The 22,593-nt window shown below is 64.3% G+C and carries 27 protein-coding genes; 10 read left to right on the top strand and 17 right to left on the bottom strand.

Annotated elements, in window-relative coordinates; genetic code table 11:
- Positions 1–85: 85 nt before the first annotated feature.
- Complete coding sequence (locus ACREBX_RS04685) at positions 86–823, top strand: DUF72 domain-containing protein (RefSeq protein ID WP_431560589.1); 738 nt, start codon at positions 86–88, stop codon at positions 821–823.
- Positions 824–907: 84 nt separating this feature from the next.
- On the opposite strand, the gene ACREBX_RS04680 is transcribed toward ACREBX_RS04685, so the two are convergent.
- Positions 908–1,255, bottom strand: a complete 348-nt coding sequence (locus ACREBX_RS04680; RefSeq protein WP_431560588.1) for a winged helix-turn-helix transcriptional regulator — start codon at positions 1,253–1,255, stop codon at positions 908–910.
- A gap of 135 nt (positions 1,256–1,390) precedes the next feature.
- On the opposite strand from ACREBX_RS04680, the gene ACREBX_RS04675 reads away from it, so the two are divergent.
- Complete coding sequence (locus tag ACREBX_RS04675; RefSeq protein ID WP_431560587.1) at positions 1,391–2,038, top strand: flavodoxin family protein; 648 nt, start codon at positions 1,391–1,393, stop codon at positions 2,036–2,038.
- A 77-nt stretch (positions 2,039–2,115) separates the two neighbouring features.
- Here ACREBX_RS04675 and ACREBX_RS04670 read toward each other — a convergent pair whose 3' ends face one another.
- The gene (locus tag ACREBX_RS04670; protein WP_431560586.1) at positions 2,116–2,895 is read right to left on the bottom strand and encodes a Coq4 family protein; all 780 of its coding nucleotides are present in this window, start codon (positions 2,893–2,895) and stop codon (positions 2,116–2,118) included.
- 113 nt (positions 2,896–3,008) lie between these two features.
- Between ACREBX_RS04670 and ACREBX_RS04665 the strand changes: the two genes are divergently transcribed.
- Complete coding sequence (locus ACREBX_RS04665; protein WP_431560585.1) at positions 3,009–3,683, top strand: nitroreductase family protein; 675 nt, start codon at positions 3,009–3,011, stop codon at positions 3,681–3,683.
- A gap of 28 nt (positions 3,684–3,711) precedes the next feature.
- Positions 3,712–4,950, top strand: coding sequence for a DUF418 domain-containing protein (locus ACREBX_RS04660; protein ID WP_431560584.1), 1,239 nt, complete (start codon positions 3,712–3,714; stop codon positions 4,948–4,950).
- On the opposite strand, the gene ACREBX_RS04655 is transcribed toward ACREBX_RS04660, so the two are convergent.
- The 6 genes from ACREBX_RS04655 to panB form a co-directional block, all read right to left on the bottom strand.
- Positions 4,944–5,348 (bottom strand): Hpt domain-containing protein, encoded by a 405-nt coding sequence (locus ACREBX_RS04655; RefSeq protein WP_431560583.1) that lies wholly within the window; start codon positions 5,346–5,348, stop codon positions 4,944–4,946. The two genes, ACREBX_RS04660 and ACREBX_RS04655, sit on opposite strands and share 7 nt — an antisense overlap.
- Before the next feature lie 117 nt (positions 5,349–5,465).
- Positions 5,466–5,696 carry a sulfurtransferase TusA family protein gene (locus tag ACREBX_RS04650; RefSeq protein WP_431560582.1) on the bottom strand — a complete coding sequence of 77 codons (231 nt, stop codon included), beginning with the start codon at positions 5,694–5,696 and terminating at the stop codon, positions 5,466–5,468.
- Positions 5,693–7,081: a ribosome biogenesis GTPase Der gene (gene der, locus ACREBX_RS04645; RefSeq protein WP_431560581.1), complete on the bottom strand. Its 1,389-nt coding sequence runs from the start codon at positions 7,079–7,081 to the stop codon at positions 5,693–5,695. The genes ACREBX_RS04650 and der overlap by 4 nt, the downstream gene beginning before the upstream one ends.
- Before the next feature lie 46 nt (positions 7,082–7,127).
- On the bottom strand, positions 7,128–8,462 hold the full coding sequence (locus ACREBX_RS04640; RefSeq protein WP_431560580.1) for a PQQ-binding-like beta-propeller repeat protein: 1,335 nt from the start codon (positions 8,460–8,462) through the stop codon (positions 7,128–7,130).
- A gap of 1 nt (position 8,463) precedes the next feature.
- Positions 8,464–9,273, bottom strand: a complete 810-nt coding sequence (locus ACREBX_RS04635; RefSeq protein WP_431560579.1) for a tetratricopeptide repeat protein — start codon at positions 9,271–9,273, stop codon at positions 8,464–8,466.
- A 114-nt stretch (positions 9,274–9,387) separates the two neighbouring features.
- A complete protein-coding gene (gene panB / locus ACREBX_RS04630; RefSeq protein WP_431560578.1) occupies positions 9,388–10,251 on the bottom strand; it encodes a 3-methyl-2-oxobutanoate hydroxymethyltransferase in 864 nt (287 codons plus the stop codon).
- Between the two features lie 167 nt (positions 10,252–10,418).
- Between panB and ACREBX_RS04625 the strand changes: the two genes are divergently transcribed.
- Positions 10,419–10,805 (top strand): hypothetical protein, encoded by a 387-nt coding sequence (locus tag ACREBX_RS04625; protein WP_431560633.1) that lies wholly within the window; start codon positions 10,419–10,421, stop codon positions 10,803–10,805.
- Positions 10,798–11,019: a helix-turn-helix transcriptional regulator gene (locus ACREBX_RS04620; RefSeq protein ID WP_431560577.1), complete on the top strand. Its 222-nt coding sequence runs from the start codon at positions 10,798–10,800 to the stop codon at positions 11,017–11,019. The genes ACREBX_RS04625 and ACREBX_RS04620 overlap by 8 nt, the downstream gene beginning before the upstream one ends.
- Positions 11,020–11,082: 63 nt before the next feature.
- Here ACREBX_RS04620 and ACREBX_RS04615 read toward each other — a convergent pair whose 3' ends face one another.
- From ACREBX_RS04615 to ACREBX_RS04600, 4 genes are all read right to left on the bottom strand, one after another.
- Positions 11,083–12,012 carry an aldo/keto reductase gene (locus ACREBX_RS04615; RefSeq protein WP_431560576.1) on the bottom strand — a complete coding sequence of 310 codons (930 nt, stop codon included), beginning with the start codon at positions 12,010–12,012 and terminating at the stop codon, positions 11,083–11,085.
- On the bottom strand, positions 12,009–13,085 hold the full coding sequence (locus tag ACREBX_RS04610; RefSeq protein WP_431560575.1) for a glycerophosphodiester phosphodiesterase: 1,077 nt from the start codon (positions 13,083–13,085) through the stop codon (positions 12,009–12,011). The genes ACREBX_RS04615 and ACREBX_RS04610 overlap by 4 nt, the downstream gene beginning before the upstream one ends.
- Entirely contained in the window at positions 13,082–13,432 is a 351-nt protein-coding gene (locus ACREBX_RS04605; protein ID WP_431560574.1) for an ArsC family reductase, read from the bottom strand. Before ACREBX_RS04605 ends, ACREBX_RS04610 begins: the two co-directional genes overlap by 4 nt.
- 72 nt (positions 13,433–13,504) lie before the next feature.
- A complete protein-coding gene (locus ACREBX_RS04600) occupies positions 13,505–14,182 on the bottom strand; it encodes a Crp/Fnr family transcriptional regulator (protein WP_431560573.1) in 678 nt (225 codons plus the stop codon).
- A gap of 257 nt (positions 14,183–14,439) precedes the next feature.
- Here ACREBX_RS04600 and ACREBX_RS04595 point away from each other — a divergent pair, with 257 nt between their 5' ends.
- A complete protein-coding gene (locus ACREBX_RS04595; protein ID WP_431560572.1) occupies positions 14,440–15,813 on the top strand; it encodes a class II 3-deoxy-7-phosphoheptulonate synthase in 1,374 nt (457 codons plus the stop codon).
- 88 nt (positions 15,814–15,901) lie between these two features.
- Here the strand turns inward: ACREBX_RS04595 and ACREBX_RS04590 are convergent, their stop codons facing one another.
- Together ACREBX_RS04590 and ACREBX_RS04585 are read right to left on the bottom strand one after the other, a co-directional pair.
- On the bottom strand, positions 15,902–17,407 hold the full coding sequence (locus tag ACREBX_RS04590; RefSeq protein ID WP_431560571.1) for a M28 family peptidase: 1,506 nt from the start codon (positions 17,405–17,407) through the stop codon (positions 15,902–15,904).
- A 100-nt stretch (positions 17,408–17,507) separates the two neighbouring features.
- On the bottom strand, positions 17,508–18,317 hold the full coding sequence (locus ACREBX_RS04585) for an HpcH/HpaI aldolase/citrate lyase family protein (protein ID WP_431560570.1): 810 nt from the start codon (positions 18,315–18,317) through the stop codon (positions 17,508–17,510).
- Positions 18,318–18,400: 83 nt separating this feature from the next.
- Here ACREBX_RS04585 and ACREBX_RS04580 point away from each other — a divergent pair, with 83 nt between their 5' ends.
- Positions 18,401–19,315 (top strand): SPFH domain-containing protein, encoded by a 915-nt coding sequence (locus tag ACREBX_RS04580; protein ID WP_431560569.1) that lies wholly within the window; start codon positions 18,401–18,403, stop codon positions 19,313–19,315.
- A 1-nt stretch (position 19,316) separates the two neighbouring features.
- Positions 19,317–19,763, top strand: a complete 447-nt coding sequence (locus tag ACREBX_RS04575; RefSeq protein WP_431560568.1) for an NfeD family protein — start codon at positions 19,317–19,319, stop codon at positions 19,761–19,763.
- On the opposite strand, the gene ACREBX_RS04570 is transcribed toward ACREBX_RS04575, so the two are convergent.
- The 3 genes from ACREBX_RS04570 to ACREBX_RS04560 all read right to left on the bottom strand — a co-directional run bounded on the left by ACREBX_RS04570 (position 19,760) and on the right by ACREBX_RS04560 (position 21,926).
- A complete protein-coding gene (locus ACREBX_RS04570; protein WP_431560567.1) occupies positions 19,760–20,302 on the bottom strand; it encodes a GNAT family N-acetyltransferase in 543 nt (180 codons plus the stop codon). The genes ACREBX_RS04575 and ACREBX_RS04570 overlap by 4 nt on opposite strands.
- Before the next feature lie 32 nt (positions 20,303–20,334).
- On the bottom strand, positions 20,335–20,895 hold the full coding sequence (locus tag ACREBX_RS04565) for a hypothetical protein (protein WP_431560566.1): 561 nt from the start codon (positions 20,893–20,895) through the stop codon (positions 20,335–20,337).
- Between the two features lie 140 nt (positions 20,896–21,035).
- A complete protein-coding gene (locus tag ACREBX_RS04560) occupies positions 21,036–21,926 on the bottom strand; it encodes a metal-dependent hydrolase (RefSeq protein ID WP_431560565.1) in 891 nt (296 codons plus the stop codon).
- Between the two features lie 56 nt (positions 21,927–21,982).
- Here ACREBX_RS04560 and ACREBX_RS04555 point away from each other — a divergent pair, with 56 nt between their 5' ends.
- Positions 21,983–22,591, top strand: a complete 609-nt coding sequence (locus tag ACREBX_RS04555) for a TetR/AcrR family transcriptional regulator (protein WP_248456751.1) — start codon at positions 21,983–21,985, stop codon at positions 22,589–22,591.
- The last annotated feature ends 2 nt before the right edge of the window (positions 22,592–22,593 follow it).

The raw sequence follows: 22,593 nt of genomic DNA, 5'->3' as shown, positions 1-22,593 counted from the left end.
AGGGCGGTTTACGCCATTCTGGATTGCCGCGTCGCTTCGCTCCTCGCAATGACGGTTCAGGATTTGTGCGCGAAGGGAAGAACCGATGAGCATCTATGTCGGAATCGGAGGCTGGACCTTCGAGCCGTGGCGCGGCCCCTTTTACCCTGCCGGGCTCGCGCAGAAACGCGAGCTCGAATATGCCGGCCAGCACCTGACCGGCATCGAGATCAACGGCACCTATTATGGCAGCCAGAAGCCCGAAACCTTTGCCAATTGGGCTGCGTCGGTGCCCGACGGCTTCAAGTTCAGCGTCAAGGCGTCACGCTTCACGACCAACCGCAAGATATTGGCGGAGGGCGCCGGGTCGATCGAGAAGTTCCTGACGCAGGGGCTGACGCAGCTCGGTGACCGGCTCGGCCCGATCCACTGGCAGTTCATGGCGACGAAGAAGTTCGATCGTGACGATTTCGCGGGCTTCCTCGATTTGCTTCCCGACACGCAGGACGGCCTGCCGCTGCGCCATGCGATCGAGGTCCGCCACGAAAGTTTCCGCGACCCCGCCTTCGTCGAGATGGTCCGCGAACGGAACATGGCGATCGTCTTCGCCGACAGCGACGAGTTCCCCTGCATCGACGAACTGACCGCCGACTTCACCTACGCGCGGCTCCAGCGCAGTCAGGACGACGTCGAAACCGGTTATGACGCCAAGGCGCTCGACCAAAGGGCGAAGCAAGCCCGCGACTGGGCGAAGGGCGACCGCGACGTCTATATCTTCTTCATATCGGGCGCGAAGGTCCGCAACCCGGCGGCGGCGCAGGCGCTGATCGCGAAGCTCGGCTGATTAACACCGTCATCCGCGTTGAGATCGAAGAACGAGCTGGCAACGAACGACCTGGGCAACGAATGTTACGCCGGTCGGCGCGTTTCAGCCGGGCATCGGATCGGATGGCCGGCGATTTTCCAGATTGTGTTTTCCCCATTCGCATAGCGGCGTCAGCGCTTCGTTGAGCGATGCCCCCAAGGGGGTAACCGAATAATCGACGCGCGGGGGAACCTGGTGGAACATTTCGCGGTGGACCAGGCCATCGGCTTCCATTTCCCGCAATTGCTGGATCAGCATCTTTTCGCTGATACCGGCGATACGCCGCTTGAGCGCGCCGAAGCGCACGGCGTTGCCGTGAAGTTCCCAAAGAATCAGCGCCTTCCACTTCCCGCCGATAATCTCGAACACCGGCCCAAGACCATCATTATAGGGTTGATTGCGTGTCGTCATGATCTTCAATTCTTACCTGAAGGTTAGTATATGACAAAATAGTAGGTAGTTGATCAATCGAAAGTACCACGCCACCCCTTTGCGTCAACAAGACATGGCAGCCGTGCCGTGTCTGACGCGAAAGGATCGGTCGATATGTCGGAAAAACTGCTCATTCTTGTCGGAAGCCCGCGCAGAAACGGAAACACCGCTACGCTTGCCGAAGCCGTTCGGCGCGGCGCTGAGGCGGCGGGCAGCGATGTCGCACTGCGATTTCTGGATGACCATATTTCCGGGTTTCTGCGCGATTGCCGCCAATGCCGACGCGCCGATGGTGAATGCGCGATCGACGACCCGTATCGCGCCCTATTCTTCGAAGAGTTCTTGCCCGCGCGAGGGGTGATTTTTTGTTCGCCCATCTATTGGTACGGCGTGTCCGCCCAGATCAAGGCGTTCTTCGATCGCAGCTTCTGCTATTATGCGGCCTCCTATCCGGGCTCGCAGGAAGCGCTCGCAGCGATGGCGCGGAAACGGCTCGGCCTGGTGCTGGCGTCCGAGGAAACATATCCCGGCGTGGCCCTCGGCATCGTCCACCAGATTCAGGAATTTTCCCGCTACACGAATTCGGACTTCGTCAGCGTGGTGCGCGGAGCCGGCAACAGCCGCGGCGAAGTGCGCAACGATCCGGCGAACCCGATCGGGGACGCCGAACGCCTGGGCAGGGAGATATTTTCCCGATCCTATTCCGACTATCGACTGGAAACGCCGCGCAGCCCGCGCGTCTGGCCGGAAAGCACGGGTTGATCACGAGCAGTTGCTGCGAACGGGGAATTCGAGGTTGGCGTCGAGGCCCCGGCTTTCGCCGGGGTGACGTTGGAGGTTCAGGCGGCCGCGGCCTGCGGCGCGAGGAAGTTGTACGGATCGATCCCGCGGTTGCGGTACGCTCGGTGCGCTTCCTGATAGAGCGTAGGCTCGCCGATCCCCAACCGCGTGCGCGCGGCTTCGAGCGGTTCGGCGAGCAGCGAGCGGATGTCCTGCTCGATGATCGCCTGCGACGCCTTGCCGTGGCGCTGGCCCTGACGGATCGCGCCCATCACCGGCGCGTCGCTCTTGATGCTGCGCTTCACTTCGTAGCCGCCGGCATAGGCGATGAAGAAATTGCCGTAATTGCCCGTCTGGCCATAGGTGAAGCCGAGCACGCACTGCTCGCCGAGCGCGTCGCGGCCATAGCCGGTCAGGATGTGGAACAGGTCGTGCGTGTCGCGCAGGCGGTTCGAATACCATTGCACCTGGTCGTCATATTGCGGGCGGCCCATCTTGTCGCTTTCGGCGACGAGGCCCGCGGCCGAAAGACCTTCGCGGCGCATGAAGGTGACATAAGCGTGGCCGACGGTGCCTTCGGGCAGTGCGTCGATCCAGCCATGGTCGTCTAGCAGGTCGGGTAGATAGGGTTCGCGTTCCATCAGCTTCTTGCCGAAATCGCTTTCGACGAAGGCGCGCGCATCGTCCATGAAGCCCTTGCGCGGCAGGTTTTCAAAGATGCGGAACACCTGTTCGGTGTCTTCCTTGTCCTTGATCAGATTGCGGAAGTGCCGGAACGCCTTGAACGGGCGGAATTTCGCGGGGATGCGGTCGGGGTGGGAGAAAATGGTTGGGGTCATGGATCGTTCCCGTTCGAATCATTTGATGCTGTCCAGATAACATTACTGACATGGATGTCAATAGTGAGTTAACACCGCTGGCGAGCCGGGCGCATCGCGGCTAGACCGGTGCTATGAAACCGCACCCGACCGTCCCTTATACCGCCCTGCCCCACATGACCGACGCCGCGCGCATCGCCGCCGCCGAAGCGTTTCGCGACCATATCGCTGCGCGGCGCACATGCCGCATGTTCACCGATGATCCGGTCCCGCGCGAGGTGATCGAAGCGGCGATCGCCGCCGCCGGCACCGCGCCGAGCGGCGCCAACCACCAGCCCTGGCATTTCGCCGCGATTTCGACCCCCGCGATCAAGCACCGCATCCGCCTCGCCGCTGAAGCAGAGGAGCGCGAATTTTACGCGAGCCGCGCCGGACAGGAGTGGCTCGAGGCGCTCGCGCCGCTCGGCACCGACGAGGACAAAAGCTTCCTCGATATCGCGCCATGGCTGATCGTCGTGTTCGGGCAGCGTCGCGGCGGCATCGAGCCCAGCGACACGCGGCAGAATTATTACGTCACCGAAAGCGTCGGCATCGCGTGCGGCCTGTTGCTGACGGCATTACACGGCGCGGGACTCGCGACGCTGACCCACACCCCGTCGCCGATGGGCTTCCTGCGCGAGATTTGCTTGCGCCCGGGCGACGAAAAGCCGCTGATGCTGATCGTCGCGGGCCACCCCGCTCCCGATGCGACCGTACCGGCCTATGCGCTGCGCAAAAAACCGCTCGACCAGATCGCGTCTTGGCTGTAGTATATTGGTAATACAGCCGGAGAGCCGCATGATCATTGCCGACGAACGCGCGACCGAACGCCTCGTCACACTCGACGCGCTGCGCGGCTTCGCGGTGATGGGCATTTTGGCGATGAACGTCGTCGCCTTTGCGATGCCCGAAATGGCTTATGTCTCGCCCAAAGCCTATGGTGGCGACACGGGGTCGAACATCGCCGCCTGGGCGTTCGGCTTCCTCCTGTTCGACGGCAAGATGCGCGGGCTGTTCTCGATCCTGTTCGGCGCGAGCATGCTCCTGATCATCGATCGCTCCGAGGCGTCGGGACAGGATCCGGGCTCGGTGCATTACCGCCGCATGGCGTGCCTCGCGGTATTCGGCCTCTGCCATTATTTCTTCCTCTGGTGGGGCGACATATTGTTCCTCTACGCCGCAGTCGGCTGCGTCGCCTTCCGCTTCCGCGCGTGGGAGCCGCGCCGGCTGATCAAATGGGCGCTCGGCATCTTCACCCTCGGCGTCGTCCTGACATCGCTCTTTTTCGGCGCACAACTCGCGGTCGGAAATGCGGCCGACAATCCCGCGTCGCCGATGGCCGAGGCCGGGCACGAGGTCCGCGCCGAATATGCCAAGATCGACGGTGAAGTGACCGAGGAACTCGCGCTCTATCGCGGCCCCTATCTTCCGATCCTCAACTCACGGCTCGATACCGCGATCAATCCGTTCGTCGGCGTGCTGATGATGATATGGGAAACGCTGCCGTTGATGATGATCGGCATGGCGCTGTTCCGCAACGGCTTCCTGACGGGTGCATGGGCGGCGGCCGACTACCGGCGGATCACCCTGCGCTGGCTGCCCCCGGGGGTCGTGCTGACATTGCTCGTCGGCTGGCTCCAATGGCGCGCGGGCTTCGACTATCTCGTCGCGGTCAACGCCTTCATCGCGTGGGCCGGGCCGGGACGATTGATGATGACGATCGCCTATGCCGCGCTGCTCGTGCTGCTGATCCGGCGCGCCAGCGCCAGCGCGTGGATCGCTCGTGTCGCGGCGGCGGGGCGCGCGGCCTTCTCCAACTATCTCGGCACCAGCATCGTGTTGACGACGATCTTTTATGGCTATGGGGTCGGTCTGTTCGGCGACGTCGGCCGCTGGACGCTCTATCTCGTCTGCGCCGCCATGTGGGCGGTCATGCTGCTGTGGTCCAAGCCATGGCTCGATCGCTTTCGCTATGGCCCGCTCGAATGGCTGTGGCGCAGTCTTGCGCGCGGGTCACTGCAACCGATGCGTCAGTAACCGACGGCGCGGTCGAACCCCGTAGGGCGGCGCTGGACAAGCGGATTGGCTTCGCGTTCGAGCGCGGCGAGCGTCTCCTCGAACAGCGGGCGCAGGGCGACGACGCGCGGCAGATATTCCTCGGGGCTGATCTGGCTTTCGACGCAGTGCCGCGCGAAGACTTCGATGTCCTCGGCGAGCGCGCCGAGTTTCTCGCCGCCGAACTGCCGCGCTTCGCTTTTCAGCGTGTGCGCGGGCATGACGAGACCGCGCGCGTCGCGCGCGCGCATTGCCTCTTCGATCGCGGCGACCGATTTGGTGCCGTCTTCGCGAAAATAGCCGAGAATTCGTACGAATGCGGCACCCAACTGAGTGCGCGTCGCGCGAAATTCATCCCAATCGACCAGGATTTCGTCCAATGCTTTAGTCCCTTGGTGTTCAAATTCGGCCGTGGTCCCAACCGGTCCATGCCGAAGTTGGGTAAAAAAGACGTTACGGCGTGAGTGACCCTGCGAAGAAAACCGCTCCATTTTGGGTCAGCGCCGGACGCGCCAGCGTCCCTCGGCAGCGGGCGTTTCATTGGGTTCGACCGACCAGCCGTGCTCGCCCGCCAGCGCCGCAACTTCGAGCCCCGCCTGCGGATCGTCGGCGATCAGCAGCACGTCGGACGCATCGCGCATCGCTCGGGCGAGCCGCAGCGCGGGCCAGGGACAGCGCATGCCCCGTGCATCGACGACCAGCGTCCCCAATGCCTTAGGCGCTGTCATTCGTCATAGGGATTGCGCGAATTGCGGAAATTGATGCGCACGGGAACGCCCTGGAAACCCAGTTCCTTGCGCATGCCGTTGACCAGATAGCGCGTGTAGCTTCCGGGCAAGCTATCGGTTCGGGTGCCGAAAACAACGAACGTCGGCGGCCGCGTCCGCGCCTGCGTGATATAGCGCAGCTTGATCCGCTTGCCGCCCGGTGCCGGCGGCGGATTGTTTTCGACCGCATTTTCGAACCAGCGGTTGAGCTTTGCGGTCGAGACGCGGTTGGTCCAGATCGCCCGCTGTTCGAACGCGACGCGGACCAGCGTGTCGATGCCCTTGCCCGTTGCGCCCGAAATGCTGAGCACCGGGACGCCCTTGACCTGGCTGAGCCCGTCCTCGAGCGCGGTACGCACGCCGTTGAACAGCGACGACGGGTCTTCTGCGACGTCCCATTTGTTGAGCGCGATGATCAGTGCGCGGCCTTCCTGCAGCACCCTGTCGGCGATATGCAGATCCTGCGACTCGAGGCCCTTGGTGGCGTCGAGCAGGAGGACGACAACCTCGGCGAAATCGACCGCGTGGAGCGCATCGGCGACCGACAGTTTCTCCAGCTTTTCGACCACCTTGGCGCGCTTGCGCATGCCTGCGGTGTCGAACAGCTGAATCTCGTGGACCTCGCCGTCCCTCTCCCATTGCCAGTCGACGCGGATCGAATCGCGGGTGATCCCGGCCTCGGGTCCGGTGATCAGGCGATCCTCGCCGATCATGCGGTTGATCAGCGTCGACTTGCCCGCGTTGGGACGGCCGACGATCGCGAGCTTCATCGGCCCGAGCGGCGCGTCCTCGTCTTCTTCGCCTTCAACCGGCGGCGGCACCGCCTCGAATGCCGCAGCATCGAAACCCTCGACGATCGGGCGGAGCGCGTCGAACAGGTCGACGACGCCCTCGCCATGCTCGGCGCTGAGCGCGATCGGATTGTCGAAACCGAGCGAATAGCTTTCCATCAGGCCGTTTTCGCCCTGTTTCCCCTCCGCCTTGTTGACGACGAGGATGATCGGCGTGTCCTCGCTGCGCAGCCAGCGCGCGATTTCCTCGTCGAGCGGAGTGACCCCGGCACGGCCGTCGATCATGAACAGCGCCGCGTCGGCCTCACGCACCGCCTTTTCGGTCTGCACGCGCATGCGGCCGGGCAGCGTCGCGGCGTCATAATCCTCGAAACCCGCGGTATCGACGATGCGGAAATCGAGGCCGAGCAGATGACCGTCGCCCTCGCGGCGGTCGCGCGTCACCCCGGGCTGGTCGTCAACGAGCGCGAGGCGCTTGCCGACCAGCCGGTTGAACAGCGTCGATTTGCCCACATTGGGCCGTCCGACAATGGCAATCGTCGCGAATCGCGACATGAAACTTATCCCTATTACACCGGGCCGCCCCGGCCCGGACGCTGTGTCAGCGCCAGGCCGTGATCTGCCCGTCGTCCGCGAGGACGTACAAAATATTGTTCGCGACCACTGGGGCCTGCGACAGCGGCGATTTGAATTCGGTCGTGCCCAGCAGCGATCCGTCGGTCGGCGAAAATTCCGACAGCACGCCTTCGCTGTTGACCGCGATCAAACGGCCACCCGCGAGGATCGGCCCGGTCCAGCGGATCGGATCCTTCTTTTTCTTTTCGGTTTCGACGCGGAAGCGCGCGAGTTGTTGCAGCCAGCGTACCTTGCCGCTCGCGCGCGCGACGGCCAGCAGCTTGGCGTCGTCGGTCATCGCATAGACCCACTCACCGATGACATAAGGCGTCGAGATGCCGGCGATCGAGATTTCCCAGCTGCGCTGACCGGTCACGAGTTCATAGCTTGCCATGCGGCCGCCCTGACCAAGCGCGAAGACGCGGCCGCGATCGACGACCGGATCGGCGTCGACGTCGGTGAGCGTCGACACCGACAGCGCCATCGACGTGCGCGCGAGCGCGTCTTCCCACAGGTCGCGGCCGTTTTCGTAGCGATAAGCCTGGACCTCGCCCGACGAGAAGCCGGCGACGATCGTTCCCTGCCCCGCCGCGGGCGACGCGGCGCCGAACACGCTGCCCGCCTCCATCGACGCGGTGGCCTGCCACTGCACCGCACCATCGGCGGCATTGAGCGCGAAAATCTGGTTGTCCTGGCTGATCACATAGACGCCGCCGAAGGCAATCGTCGGCGCACCGCGCAGCGGACCTGCGGGCCGCACCTTCCAGATCACCGATCCGTCGGCGACGTTGAGCGCCGCGACGTCGCCGACGCCGCTGGTCGCATAAACGACATTGCCGTCGACCCCGGCGCCGCCGCCGAACAGCGACGCCTTGAAATCCTTGCCCGTGCTGCCGATCGCGACGCTCCACAATTTCGCGCCCGTGTCGGCGGCGAAGGCGGAGACCACGGCGTCGGTATCAACGACGAACAGGCGGTTGTCGGCGATCACCGGCGAGGCGGCGATCCGCTGCTTGTTGGTGCTGCCCGCGATATTGGCTTCCCACAGCTTGGTCCGCGTGGCGGCGAGCGCCGGGTGCCCCATCGATTTCGATGCGTTGCCGCCCGATTGCGCCCACGCGGCGTTGACCGCCGGTTCGGGCAGCACGACCGCGATCGACGCGGTGGCCGGATCGACCTTGACGCTGTTGTCGTTCGAGAGGATCGACACGCGGTCGCCCACCGTCGGGGTTTTCGGCCCGCCGTCACCCTTGAGCACGCCACATGCCGTCAGCGGCAGCGCGAGCAGCGCCGCATAAATTCCGAAACGCGCTTTCCGCATATTAATTGGCTTCCTCAGTCTTTACGGCTGCCGCGGCCTTTGGCGCGGCATTGCCTTTCTGGTCCCCGGCGGCGGCGGCTTGCGTCGCGCCTTTCTTTTCGGCTGCGGCGCTTTCGTCCGCCCGGTCCGCGACCGCATCGACGCCGAGCATCCCCGCCATCTGCACCGACCGCGATTGCAGCGATTTGCTCACATTGGGCAATTTGGCGATGCGGCCATAAAGCGCGCCGGCCTGGTCGAACTGGCCAAGCTGGTAATGCGCGGTCGCCGACAGTTCGGCGGCGCTCGCGAACCAGCTCGAGGCCGGATCCTTGGCATCGACCATCGGCTTCATCCGCGCGATCACCACTTCGGGCTTCAGCGTGTCATATTCGAACGCGGTCTGGCGGATCAGCGCGAGATCGCGCAGCGCCTGGTCGAGCTTGGTATCGGCCGCGACTTTCGCCATCAAGGCGGCGGCCGCCTTCAGGTCGCCAGTCTGTGCCTTGATGTTCGCTTCCTGCATCTGCGCGACCGCGCGATAGGCGGGGTCGCCTTCGGCTGCGAGCTTCTGCAATTCGGTGGTCGCAGCGCGCGGCTGGTTGGTGCCGAGCTTGTCGAACGCCGCGATCAACTCTTCGGCCTGCTCGCCGCGCGCGGCATCCTGCTGATGGCTCCAGAAGAGATAGCCGCCGAACGCCAGCAGGGCCGCGATGACACCGCCGATGATCCAGCGGCCATAGCGCTGCATAATCGTATCGAGCCGGTCCTTGCGAACAGCTTCGTCGACTTCCTGTAACAGCGCGGCATCATTCGTCGGGCTCAGGGCCAATCAAACCTCCATAAACTCAATATTGGCCCGGGCCTTCAGCATCGCGCCGGCCGCTTCCTTAGCGACGGCGCCGAAAAACGCCAAGCGTTTCACTCTGCGCGGATCACCGGACGCTCAACCTGCGTAGGTCTGATCCTCGGTCGGGAATGAACGGGACCTGACTTCGTCGGCATAGTCCTTGACCGCGCCTTCGACGACGCTTGCCATATTTCCATAACGCTTCACGAACTTGGGAACACGCTCGAACATGCCGAGCATGTCGTCGGTGACGAGCACCTGACCATCGCACTGTGCCGATGCGCCGATACCGATGGTCGGGCAATCGACCTTGTTGGTGATCTCGATCGCGATCGATTCGAGCACGCCTTCGATCACGATCGAAAAAGCGCCGGCCTGTGCGACGGCGATGGCATCTTCGACGATCGAGCGCGCTTCTTCCTCGCTCTTGCCGCGCACGCCATAGCCGCCGAGGATGTTCACCGCCTGCGGGGTCAGCCCGACATGGCCCATCACCGGGATGCCGCGCTGGGTCAGGAATTCGATCGTCGGCGCAAGCACCTTGCCGCCCTCGACCTTCACCGCCGCCGCACCGGTTTCCTTAAGCAGCCGCGCAGCGTTGTGAAACGCCTGTTCAGGACTGGCTTCATAGCTGCCGAAGGGCATGTCGACGATCACCGCGGCATGATAGCTGCCGCGCACCACCGCCGCGCCGTGCAGCGCCATCATCTCCATCGTCACGCCGACGGTGTGCGGCAGCCCGTAAATCACCTGCGCCAGCGAATCGCCGACGAGCAGCATGTCGCAATGCGGGTCGAGCAGCTGCGCCATGCGGACGGTGTAGGCGGTGAGCATCACGATCGGTTCGCCGCCCTTGCGCTGGCGAATGCGCGGCACGGTAAGGCGTTTCATCGGCTGCGGCGTCGGATTGGCGCGGCTGGTCGACGTGTCGAAGGTGAGCGTTTTCGGGAGTGTGGACATGGGGCGGGGCTTAGCGACTAAAGCCGGGACGCGAAAGCATCAAAGCCAGGACATGTTATCACTGGTTGACTTAATGTCAAAAATAACGAACATTACGTTCGAATCATATAACATGGAGCCGATGGATGTCGTTTCGGGAAAAAATTCACTGGGTAACTTTGGTGACGATGATTCTGGCCTTTGGTTGGTATTTCCTCGCTTACCCTTGGCAAATGGCCGCCAGCCCCGCGGGAATCTGGGCCGCCGCAGGGACGCTGATCGCGGTCACGATCGGGATCATCGTGGTCATGACGATCGCCTCCGCCTATCTCGCCATCCGCACCCCGGACGAGGTCGATATGAAGGAGGATGAGCGCGATCGCTCGATCCACCTGAAAGGCACGCATTACGCCTATTACCCGCTGGTGATCGGCATCTGGGTCAATATCGTGGCGCTCTTCTGGGGCATCGGCCAAGCGGCACAACTCAACCTGATGCTAGCGACGGTGGTGCTGGCCGAACTCGTGCGGATCGGTTCCCAGCTCTATATTTATCGGCGGGGCTGGCATGGCTAGGCCACCCTTTACCAACGACATCCGCACGCTGCGTTTCCTGGCGGATGAGATGACGCAAGGCGACCTTGGCGACCGTGTCGGCGTCACCCGTCAGACGATCGCCGCGATCGAGCAGGGCAAATATTCGCCGTCGCTGGAGGTCGCCTTTCGCATCGCGCACGCCTTCGGCAAGCCGCTCGAAGCGGTGTTCCAGTGGAACGATGTCGAGGATTGAGACAGCGCGGCCGCGCGGGCCCGGCCCACGCCTCTCCCCGGGGGTGTCGGGTCGGGCTTTCGATTAGGCTGCGCTCAGTGCGGCCTGATGCTCTTCGCTCAGTTCGAGATCGAGGCTGCCCAGAAGTTCATCGAGTTGCTCGACCGTCGTCGCGCTCGCGATCGGCGCAGTCACACCCGGTTGCGCCGCAACCCACGCCAGCGCGATCTGCGACAGGGTGGCGCCGGTTTCCGCCGCGATGCGGTCCATCACCGCGAGCACCGCAGGACCGTTGCCGTCGAGATAGGGTTTGACCCGCGCGCCGCGCGGGCTTTTGCCAAGGTCGTCGGCGCTGCGATATTTTCCCGACAAATAACCCGAAGCGAGGCTGAAATAGGTGATGACCCCCAGCCCTTCGTCGATGCAGAGCTTTTGCAGCGGCCCTTCATATTGATCGCGGTCGAGCAGGTTGAGCTCGGGCTGCATCGCGGTGAAGCGCGGCAGGCCCTTTTCGTCCGCCACGCCGAGCGCCTCGGCCAATCGCTCGGCCGAATAGTTCGACGCGCCGATCGCGCGCACGATCCCCGTGTCGACCAGTTCTGCAAAAGCGCCCAGCACTTCGTCGAGCGGCACGTCGGGATCGTCTTTGTGCGCGAAATAAAGATCGATGACGTCGGTGCCGAGACGGTCGAGCGAGCCCTGCGCCGCTTCGCGGATCCGGTCGGGTTTCAGACCGCCGGGCATCATGCCAACCTTGGTTGCGATTAAAACCCGATCGCGCGCACCGCTTTCCTTCAGCCACGCACCGATCATGCTTTCGGACTCGCCGCCCTTGTGCCCGGGAACCCACGCCGAATAGACGTCGGCTGTGTCGATCATCCCGCCGCCCAGTTCGACGAAGCGGTCGAGAACCGCAAAGCTCGCATCGCGCCCCGCAGTCATGCCAAAGACATTGCCGCCGAGGACGAAAGGCCGGATCGACAGGCCGCTCTGGCCCAAAGCGCTTTCGGTCATTGCCTACTCTCCTTGCGCACCGTCGCAACCGCCTCGCGCGGATTGTCGCTGAACAGGCCGTCGATGCCCGTCTTCAAATAGGCGCTGATTTCCCCCGCGAGGTCGCCATGCGCCGCGGGATTGACCCCGCCCTTGTCATTCAGCGGCAGGAAATAATTTTCGCGGCGGAAGGTCCATGGATGAACCTTAAGCCCCGCGGCATGCGCATCGCGCACCAGGTCGGTGGGTTTGCCGAGCCGGCCAAGCGCGCCGCGCGGGATCACCAGCGCCTTGTTCGGGCCGATGCCGTCGGCATAGGCGGCGATCATTTTCAGCCCCGCAGGCGACGTCATGGCGGCATAGCTGGTGCCGAGCCGGTCGGCCGGGCCGCCCTCGGCATCGATCAGCTGGATCAGCGGCAGCTCGCTCTTGGCGCGAAGGTCCATCAGATTGCCGACCTCGAAGCTCTGGATGAACGCCGGCGCGGTACGGCCGCGATAACCGAAGCGATCGAGCACCCTGAGCAAAGGCGCCTCGTGCGGCAGCCCGATCGACACGAAATAGCCCGGGTGCTTGGTTTCGGGGTAGACGCCGACGGGCTTGTCGCGTCCCTTGTTGACCTCGGCGAGCAGGGTCAGGATTTCCTCGAAGGTCGGGATTTCGAACTGGCCGTCATATTCGGTGCTGCGCAGCTTCGGCAGCCGCTCGCGCGCGCGCAACGTCTTGAGTTCCGCAAGGGTGAAATCTTCGGTGAACCAGCCGGTGACCTCTTGTCCGTCGATCGTCTTCGCCGCCTTGCGCGCCGCGAATTCGGGATGGGCGGCGACGTCGGTCGTTTCCGAAATCTCATTCTCGTGCCGCGCGACCAGCACGCCGTCCTTGGTCAACACCAGGTCGGGCTCGATATAATCGGCGCCAACTTCGATCGCGAGCTTGTAGCCCGCCAGCGTATGTTCGGGACGTTCGCCCGACGCGCCGCGGTGGGCGATCACGATCGGCGACTGGCCATCGAGGGTCGGTTGCGCGATCACCTCGTCAGCCGTGCAGCCGGCGAGCAGCGTGAAGGCCAGCAGCGCCGCGAGCGACCGGATCATGCCCCAAAACGCGCCTGCCAGTCATCGGCCGAAAAGCCGACGCTGATAGCGCCCGCGGCGTCGACCACCGGGCGGCGGATCATCGCCGGCTGGTCGAGCATCAATGCCCTGGCCGCCGCAGCATCGAGCCCTTCCTTTTGCGCATCGGGCAGCTTGCGAAAGGTCGTCCCGGCCTTGTTGAGCAGCTTTTCCCAACCGAGCGCATCGATCCAGTTCTGGAGCCGCGCGGCGTCGAGCCCATCCTTGCGCACGTCGTGAAAGTGATAGACGACGCCCTGCTCGTCGAGCCAGCGCCGCGCCTTCTTCACCGTGTCGCAGTTCGAAATGCCATAGAGAATCATCGTCATGGACCGAGGACTTAGCAGGCGCGGGTTGCAGTTTCGAGGCCGGGAAAGGCCAGGCTCAAGAAAAGACTAGGCTCAAGAAATTGCCGAGCGCTCGGCGATGCGCGTGTTCGCGCTCGCCAGCTTGCCGCGAAGGGCGCGGGCGAAACCTTCGTGCAGTGCGCCCGCAATTCCGGGATTGGCCGCCAGATAGGCGCGCAGCGCAGCGGCGGGGACAAACCACAACCGGGTGTTGCTGCCGAGCGTCACCGTCCCGGTCGCATGCGCGCCGTCGAGCACCGTGGCTTCGCCGATCAGCGCCCCGTCCGAAAGTTTCCCGATCTCGACACCATCGCGCAGGATCGCCGCTTGCCCCTCGGCCAGATAGAAGAGGCTGGGCGCCGCCTGATTCTCGCGGATCAGCACCTCGCCGCGCTTGGCCGAAATCCAGTTCCCCTGATCGATCAGATCGCGCGCGGCCGCGGCGCCGAGGCCGGAAAAATGCTGGCGGCGCAATTCCTCTTCTTCAGGCGAAAACTGCACCTTTGTGCCGCGCAGCCACAGCCGCGCCAAAATGCCGATGTTGACGACGAGGATCGCGAGCACGAGCAGGCCGGAACCGACGTCCGGTCCGCGGAACAAGGCCAAAGGCAAAGCCACCAATGCCGCGGCGGCGAGGCCGATGCGGACATAGTCGATCCGCACGACAAAACTCGTCGCCAAAAGGAGCGCCAACGCCCCATAGAGGAACCATGCGGAATCGAAACTCGCCATAGCCAATCGCTTCGCGTCGAGACCCAAGCTCGGGTCACGGGTGTATAACGTTGTCGATAGCCAAAAGCCTTGGTCGCGCGAGGCTAATCGCATTTCCGCAGCGTGTAATAAACTACCAGTTTTGGTCTCTCAAGAAAAGCATAGGTGCGCAGATGTCACGATAATGCTAATTTTCGGGTTTGATCGTGCCGGAAACATTGCTTCCGCGCGGCATAGGCGCCATGTGGCGCTCGATTCGAACGCGAAAAGACAGGCAGATGACAAAAAACTGGCAACCGCATAGCTGGCGCTCGCACGAAGCCCGCCAGCTTCCCACCTATCGCGATGCCGATGCGCTCGCGGCCGCCGAAAACGAGCTCAGCAATTATCCGCCGCTGGTGTTTGCCGGCGAGGCGCGCGACCTGACCGCCGACCTTGGCCGCGTGGCCGAGGGCAAGGCGTTTCTGCTGCAGGGCGGCGATTGCGCCGAAAGCTTTGCCGAATTCCATCCGAACAACATCCGCGATACGTTCCGCGTGCTGCTCCAGATGGCGGTCGTGCTGACCTTTGCGTCGAAAATGCCGGTGGTCAAACTCGGCCGCATGGCGGGCCAGTTCGCCAAGCCGCGTTCGACCGACATGGAGGACATCGATGGCGTGTCGCTGCCCAGCTATCGCGGCGACATCATCAACGACATTGCGTTCGAGGAAACGGGCCGCGAGCCCGACCCGCAGCGCATGGTCAAGGCGTATAACCAGTCGGCGGCGACGCTGAACCTGCTGCGCGCCTTCGCGAACGGCGGCTATGCGAACCTGCATCAGGTCAACGCCTGGACGCACGACTTCATGGACCGTAGCCCGTGGGCGAAGAAATATCAGGAAACCGCGGCGCGGATTTCCGAAGCGCTCGCCTTTATGGAAGCGTGCGGCGTGACGCCCGAAACCGTGCCGCAGATCAAGGGCACCAGCTTCTACACCAGCCACGAGGCGCTGCTGCTCCCCTATGAGCAGGCGCTGACGCGGCAGGACAGCCTGACCGGCGGTTGGTACGACACGTCGGGCCACTTCCTGTGGGTCGGCGACCGCACCCGCTTCGAAGGCTCGGCGCATATCGAATATCTGCGCGGCATCGGAAACCCGGTCGGCATGAAGTGCGGCCCCAGCCTCGAGCCCGACGTGCTGCTGCGCCTGCTCGACACGCTCAACCCGAACCATGTCGCGGGCCGCATGACGCTGATCACGCGTTATGGCCACGACAAGATCGAGGCGCATCTGCCGAAGCTGGTGCGCGCGGTGAAGGAATCGGGCCATCCCGTCGTCTGGTCGTGCGACCCGATGCACGGCAACGTCATCAAGACGCCCAACGGCTACAAGACGCGCCCGTTCGAACGCATCCTCGCCGAGGTGCGCGGATTCTTCGCCGTCCACCGCGCCGAGGGCACACATGGCGGCGGCATCCATATCGAGATGACCGGCCAGAATGTCACCGAATGCACCGGCGGCGCGATGGACGTGACGCAGATGGATCTGGCCGATCGCTATCACACACATTGCGACCCGCGGTTGAATGCAGGACAGAGCCTCGAACTGGCTTTCCTGCTCGCCGAGATGCTCAATCAGGAAATGGCCGACCGGGCCAAGCAGGCGGCCTGATTATTACGTCGCCCCCGCGAAGGCGGGGGCCGCTGGCAGCCTTGTGCTAAGCCGATAGTGGCCCCCGCCTTCGCGGGAGCGACGCTTACTATTTACCCGGCCACCGCTTCGTATCGGCGAACGCCCGACCGATTGCGACATGCAGGTCGGCATCCTCGGCGGCGCCGCCGAGCGGGATCTTGTCCGAGAAATTATCGGCGGCGCTGTGATAATCGCTGCCGAGGAAGGCTTCGAGCAGCTTCATGTCCGAGAAGCTGCCGCCGACCATCAGCGACGTCACGCCCTTGGCGCCCAAGGCCCAGCCGTCCTGCCGCTGGATGAAGGCGTCGGCCTCGCCATCCTCGTCGAGCTTGCGGCCGAGCTTCGTCGCAGCCTCGCGCACCACAGCGTCATAAGCGGGCTTGCCGCGTCCGATCGTCGCGACCGGGGCGCCGCGCGGCGAAATCGCGATGGTGTCGATGTTGAGCGCAACGGTGATGTCGGACAGCGGCACGACCGGATGATCGGCGAAATAATGCGCGCCGAGCAGACCCTTTTCCTCCGCCGTCGTCGCCATGAAATAGATGTCGCGGTCGGGACGCGCGCCCGAACCCAGCCGCTTTGCGACCTCGATCAGCACCGCGATGCCGCTCGCATTGTCGACCGCGCCGTTGCAGATGCGGTCCGCCGCGCCTTCGGGTTCGCAGATGCCGAGATGATCCCAGTGGCCGAGGAACAGGATCGCCTTGCCGTCGGGCTTGGCGCCGGGGAGCTTGGCGATAATATTGTTGCTGGCGAAGGGACGGATGGCCGATTGCGTCGCAAGGTCGACCGTCACCGGCAGCGCCGCGCCCTTGTAGTCGGGCGCCTTCGCCGCCTCGCGCACCGCGCCGCCGTCCTGCCCGGCTTTTTTGAGCAATGCATCGGCGGCTTCGAGCGACAGGAAGCCCGTCACCTGCGCGCCCGGCTTCACACTCGCGAGACGCACTGCCTTGCTGCCGGCGCTTTCGCGGAGCTGCGCCCACGGCACCGCGTCGGTCGCGATCACCAGCACGGCCGATGCGCCCGCATCGGCGAGCAACTGACGCCGCTCGCGGTAGCGCGGCAGCTTGTCGCCGAACGGTGCATTGTCGAACAACATGATCGCCAGCTTGCCCTTGACGTCGGCATTGACCTTGCCCGCGCCGTCGACCCCATAGCCGACAAAAACCGCGGGCAGGCCCGTCAGCGATACCGACGGGTCGCGCCCGGTCAGGATGATGCCGTCGTCCTCGATCGCGAAGTCGCGGCCGTGGACCTTGAATTTCGCGGTGCCGTTCAACGCCTGCGTCTCGACGAAGGGCACCGGCTGGAGCCACGGGGTTGCGCTGCCCGGCACGGCTTCGAGGCTCGCCTTCGCCCATTCGCCGACGATATAGGCGATGGTGCGATCCTCGCCCTCGGTTCCCGGCGCACGGCCTTCAAACGCATCGCTCGCCAATATCTTGATATGGTCGGCAAGCTGCGCCTCGGTGACGGGGGTGTCACCCTTGGCGGGTGCGGCCAAAGCAAGGGGAGCGGAGAAAGCGACGAGAGCGACGGCCGCGATGGCGGCGTGGAAGCGGGTGGTTTTCATGGTGCCGCCGCATGACATTTCCGCCGATGACAGGCAAGGCGGTTCGTCGAACGACGAACGACGGTCCGCCCAACCCTACCCGTCATCCGGGCGAGGTCGGTTAGCGCCCCGCGCGTTCGAGCAGCGCCCGCGCCGCGGCGACGTGCATATCCTCGATCATCCGGCCCTCGTGCCGCTGCGCGCCCCCGGTCGCCGCCGCGACGAGGGCTTCCGCCGCGGCGATCTCGCGCTGCGAGGGCGCAAAAGCGGCGTTGCACGGATCGACCTGCGACGGGTGGATCAGCGTCTTGCCGTCGAAACCGAGCCGTCGGCCTTCGGCCGCTTCGGCAGCGAAACCCGCAGCATCGTCGATCGCATTATAGACGCCGTCAAAACCCCACACACCGCCGGCACGCGCTGCGAGCACAATCGCCTGAATGGCATGGCTCATCGCGCCGCGGTCCATCCCGTCGGGCAGTTTGAGTTCGTGGGCGAGATCGTTGAGCCCGGCGATCAAGCCCGTCACGGCGGGATCGGCGGCAATCTCGCGCGCGGCATAGATCGCCCCCGGTGTCTCGATCATCGCGAAGATCGGTAAGCGGAGGCCGCGCAGCGGGTCGAGATCGGACGGCGCGTCGACTTTCGGAAGCACCAGGGCGTCGAGCTTCAGCCCTTCGATCGCGGCGATGTCGGCTGCCTGTTCGGCCGTGCCCGTCGCATTCACGCGCACCGCAACGCGCTTGCCCGGAAAGCCGGTCGCGACCGCGGCGCGCATCGCAGCGCGCGCTTCGTCCTTGCGGCCTTCGGGCACTGCATCCTCGAGGTCGATGATGAGCATGTCGGCGGCGAGTCCGCCCGCCTTTTCGAGCGCCCGCGCGTTCGATCCGGGGACATAGAGCAGCGAGCGCGGCGGATAGTCACTTGGGGTCATGCGCTTTTCTGTGGCGCAACCGGGCCATTGCCGCAATAAGGAAGCGGGTTTGCAAAGGCGCAATTTTGCATAGGGGATGATTGATGGAATTCGCACTCGCACTGGTGGTTCTGGCGCTGGTGTTCCTGCTCTGGGCGCTGACGCCCGTGAAGCAAGGTTTTGCCTATACGATCGAACGCTTCGGCCGTTACACCCACACCGCGCAGCCGGGGCTCAATTTCATCATGCCGATCTTCGACCGCGTCGGCCGCAAGGTGAACATGATGGAACAGGTGCTCGACATCCCGGGCCAGGAAATCATCACCAAGGACAATGCGATGGTCGCCGTCGACGGCGTCGTCTTTTTCCAGGTGCTCGACGCCGCGAAGGCCGCCTATGAAGTCAGCGACCTTTATCTCGCGATCATGAACCTGACGACGACGAACCTGCGCACCGTGATGGGGTCGATGGACCTCGACGAAACGCTGTCGAAACGCGACCATATCAACGCGCGCCTGCTGGTCGTGGTCGACGAGGCGACGTCGCCGTGGGGGGTCAAGATCACCCGCGTCGAGATCAAGGACATCCGCCCGCCCGCCGACATTTCGAACGCGATGGCGCGGCAGATGAAGGCCGAGCGCGAAAAGCGCGCCAACATCCTCGAAGCCGAAGGCATGCGCGCGTCGGAAATCCTGCGCGCCGAGGGCGAGAAGCAGGGGCAAATCCTGCAGGCCGAAGGGCGCCGTGAAGCCGCCTTCCGTGACGCCGAAGCGCGCGAACGCGAAGCCGAGGCCGAGGCCAAGGCGACGCAGATGGTGTCGGATGCGATCGCGAGCGGCAACGCGCAGGCGATCAATTACTTCATCGCGCAAAAATATGTCGAGGCGATCAGCCAGTTCGCGACCAGCCCGAACGCCAAGACGATCCTGTTCCCGGTCGAGGCGACGCAGCTGATCGGTACATTGGGCGGGATCGGCGAGCTCGCCAAGGATGCGTTCGAGCGCAAGGCGGGAGCCTGACATGCCCGAATGGCTGACGAATATGGAACCGCATTGGGCGTGGCTGTCGCTCGGCGTGCTGCTCGCCGCCGCGGAGATCGTCGCGCCGGGGTTCTTCCTGATCTGGCTGGGGGCCGCCGCGATCGTCACCGGGGCGATCGCGTGGGTCGTCCCGCTGAGCATCCCCTTGCAGCTCGGCGTCTTTGCGGTCCTGTCGTTCATCGCGCTCTATGGCGCGCGGCGCTGGCTGAAAGCGAACCCGATCACCACGGCCGACCCGCATCTCAACCAACGCGGCGGCCGCCTGATCGGTGAAGTGCTGACGGTGACCAAGGCGATCGAGGACGGACGCGGGCGCGCGAAAGTCGGCGACGGCGAATGGCCCGTGCGCGGCCCCGATGCGGCCGAGGGCAGCAAGGTCCGCGTCGTCAGCGCCGACGGCGGCGTGTTGGTGGTCGAGGCGGCCTAACCGCCCTTTGGTCGCGAATAGATCGCGACCACATGCCCTAATGCGTCGCTTTCGCCGATCCGGCGGAAACCGAGCTTCGCCGACACGCGTTCCGATGCGTCGTTACCGAGGTCGATGATGCAGCGCACTTCCTTCGCATCGAGGTTCGCGTCGGCCCAGCCGAGCGCCGCGGTCATCGCCTCAGTCGCGTAGCCGGCGCCCCAATGATCGGCATCGAACGCCCAGCCCGCCTCGGGCATTCCTTCGAGTTCGGGGATGCCGCGGCAGAAATAGCTGAGCCCCCCCATGCCGACGAGCGCATCGCTCGACCGGTCGGCGAAGACCCAGTAACCGAAGCCCATGACCGGCCACAGCCCGGCCGAGCTCAGGAACTTGCCCCAGCTGACGTCGGGCGTGCGCGGTTCGCCGCCGATGAAGCGGGTGACGCGTTCGTCGGCCCACATAGTGATATGGACGTCCTTGTCGGACAGGCGTCCCGGCCGCAGGCGCAGGCGTTCGGTCTCGATGACGGGGGGTGCGGTAATGGCTTTAAAGGACATGGGGGCGGGTGTGCCGAAGCCGGCGCGGGCGGTCAATCGGGGATCAGATAGTGGTCGAACAGGTCGTGCAGCACCGCCGTGCCGTCGACCTGCGCCTTGGCCCGCATCACCGCGAGCGTGTCGACGCGTGCCAGCACGTCCACATGGCGAAGCACGCCATGATAGTGCGGCCGGTCCTGAAAATCGTGGAACAGAAAGATGCAGTCGGGTTTGCAGTGGATGATCGATTGCAAAAGGCAGGCGACACGAAAGCGCCCGTCGATCAACACCGCATCGGGGCTGCCGTTTACGTTGCGCCATATATCGGTGTGATAATGTGGCCAGTCGCGAATCCGACTTTCGTCCGCTGGATAACCCCATTCGCCGACGGGGCCGATGTCGACGTGAAAGGGTGTGAAATCGACGACTTCGCGCCTGACATCGGTCTGAACCTTGGCCAGCCAAGCGGAGTCGCTATCGACGCTGACGATCCGGCGCACCTGCCGCGCCGCGACGACCGTGCTGCCGCCGCAGCCGAATTCGAGCAAGGAGCCGAGCCCCGCCAGTTGCAGTTCGAACTGCGTGACTTCGGCCGCGGTCATTTGTGGTTGCATGGTCCCCTCCACCCACAAATGGATATGGGAACGCGTCCGCGGCGTCCAGCGGCATTGACACCGCCTCCCCGCGGATGAGGAGGGCCCAGAGACAGGGAGAGAGAACCGCCCTGGACCCCCGCATCCGCCGAGAAGAGAGATCAGGCGGCCGCGGCGGCCAGTTCGGGCTTCGACGAATGCGCCGGCATGATCGCGTCGGCATAATCGCTTTCATATTTCTTGATCAGCGATCGGTCGTCGTGGTTCCACGGATGGAAGCCGGGCATGAAATAGGAAAGCCAAGGGAAAACGCTCTTGCGCAGCACCCCGGGCGTGCCGAGCAGATACCACCAGATGCGCGCCGTGACGCGCCAGCCGGTCAGGCCGTCCTGCCGGAGCAGCGCCTTCATCCCCTTGACGCGCTTCGGCCAGAAACGCGTGGTCACCAGAATCATCATCAGCGACTTGGCACGCCAACGACGGAATCGGCTCCAGTCCTTCGTCGCGTGCAGCCAGGTGTCGTATGCGACGCCCTTATGCTCGATTTCCTCGATCGCGTGCCACTTCCACAAGGCGGCCCATTCGGGCTCCGCGCCCGCGTACATGCTGTCGTCGCGCAGCATCACCGCGGCCATCATCGCGGTATAATGTTCGAGCGCGATCGTCGCCATCAGGTTGACGATCTGCGGGCGTGTCTTGATGAGGTCGAGAACCTGATTCACATCGGCCTCGAGTTCGGAGAGGTCGTAACCCGCTTCCGCCGCCTTCTTGTTGAAGACGACATGTTCGCGGCTGTGAATCACTTCCTGCTGGGTGAAAGCGCGGATTTCGCGCGCCAGCTTGTCATCCACCCCGTCGCGGTGCGCCTTCACCGCCTCGATGAACATCGCCTCGCCGCGCGGAAAGGTCACCGACAGCGCGGTGTGGAATGCCGAGGCGATTGGGTCGCCGTTCAGCCACCAGCGGCCCTGTTTGTCGTCGCGGCCAAAGCGCACGTCGCGCGGGGTGATCGACAGATCGGCGGGGGTCGGCGACTGGGAAAGGCTGGACATATGGCTCATACCGTCGAAAAGGGGAGATGGGCCAGCAATAGGGTTTACTTACACATATGTCAATAGTGAAGAAGCGTTTGAGTCCCGAGGAAAGCCGTTCGGCGGCGCTCGAGGCTGCGCGCCAGATTTTGGTCGAAACGGGACCGGCGGCGGTGACGCTGAAGGCCGTTGCGGCGCGCATCGACCGCACGCACGCGAACTTGCTCCACCATTTCGGCAGCGCCGCGGGGCTGCAAAAGGCGCTCGCCGCCTATCAGGCCGAAACCGTATGCGCGACGATCGGCAGGAAGATGGCCGAATCGCCGCCCGGCGAACGCAATGTGCGCGAGATCGTCGACCTCGCCTTCGATGCCTTCAACGAAGGCGGCGCCGGCGCGCTCGCGACATGGATGGCGGCGACGGGCAATGACGATGCGCTCGACCCGATCGTCGATGCGATCCACAAGCTGATCGACGGCATGTCGCCCGATGCGCATGAAAAGCGGCTGATGCACGAGGATACGCTTGCGCTGGTGCTGATGGCGCTCGGCGATGCGCAGCTCGGCGGGCCGATGGCCGAGGCGCTCGACCTGCCGCGCGACACCTCGCGCGTGCTGGCGACCGAACTCATCACTGGGCGGATCGCCAAATTCTGGGCCGAGCATGGCGGCAAGCCGCAGGGCTAGGG

It is taken from the genome of Sphingopyxis sp. (genome assembly GCF_050725655.1).
In the GTDB taxonomy this organism is placed as follows: Bacteria; Pseudomonadota; Alphaproteobacteria; order Sphingomonadales; family Sphingomonadaceae; genus Sphingopyxis.
The sequence above is the reverse complement of the archived record's forward strand: the minus strand, read 5'-3'. Positions and strand labels throughout refer to the sequence as shown.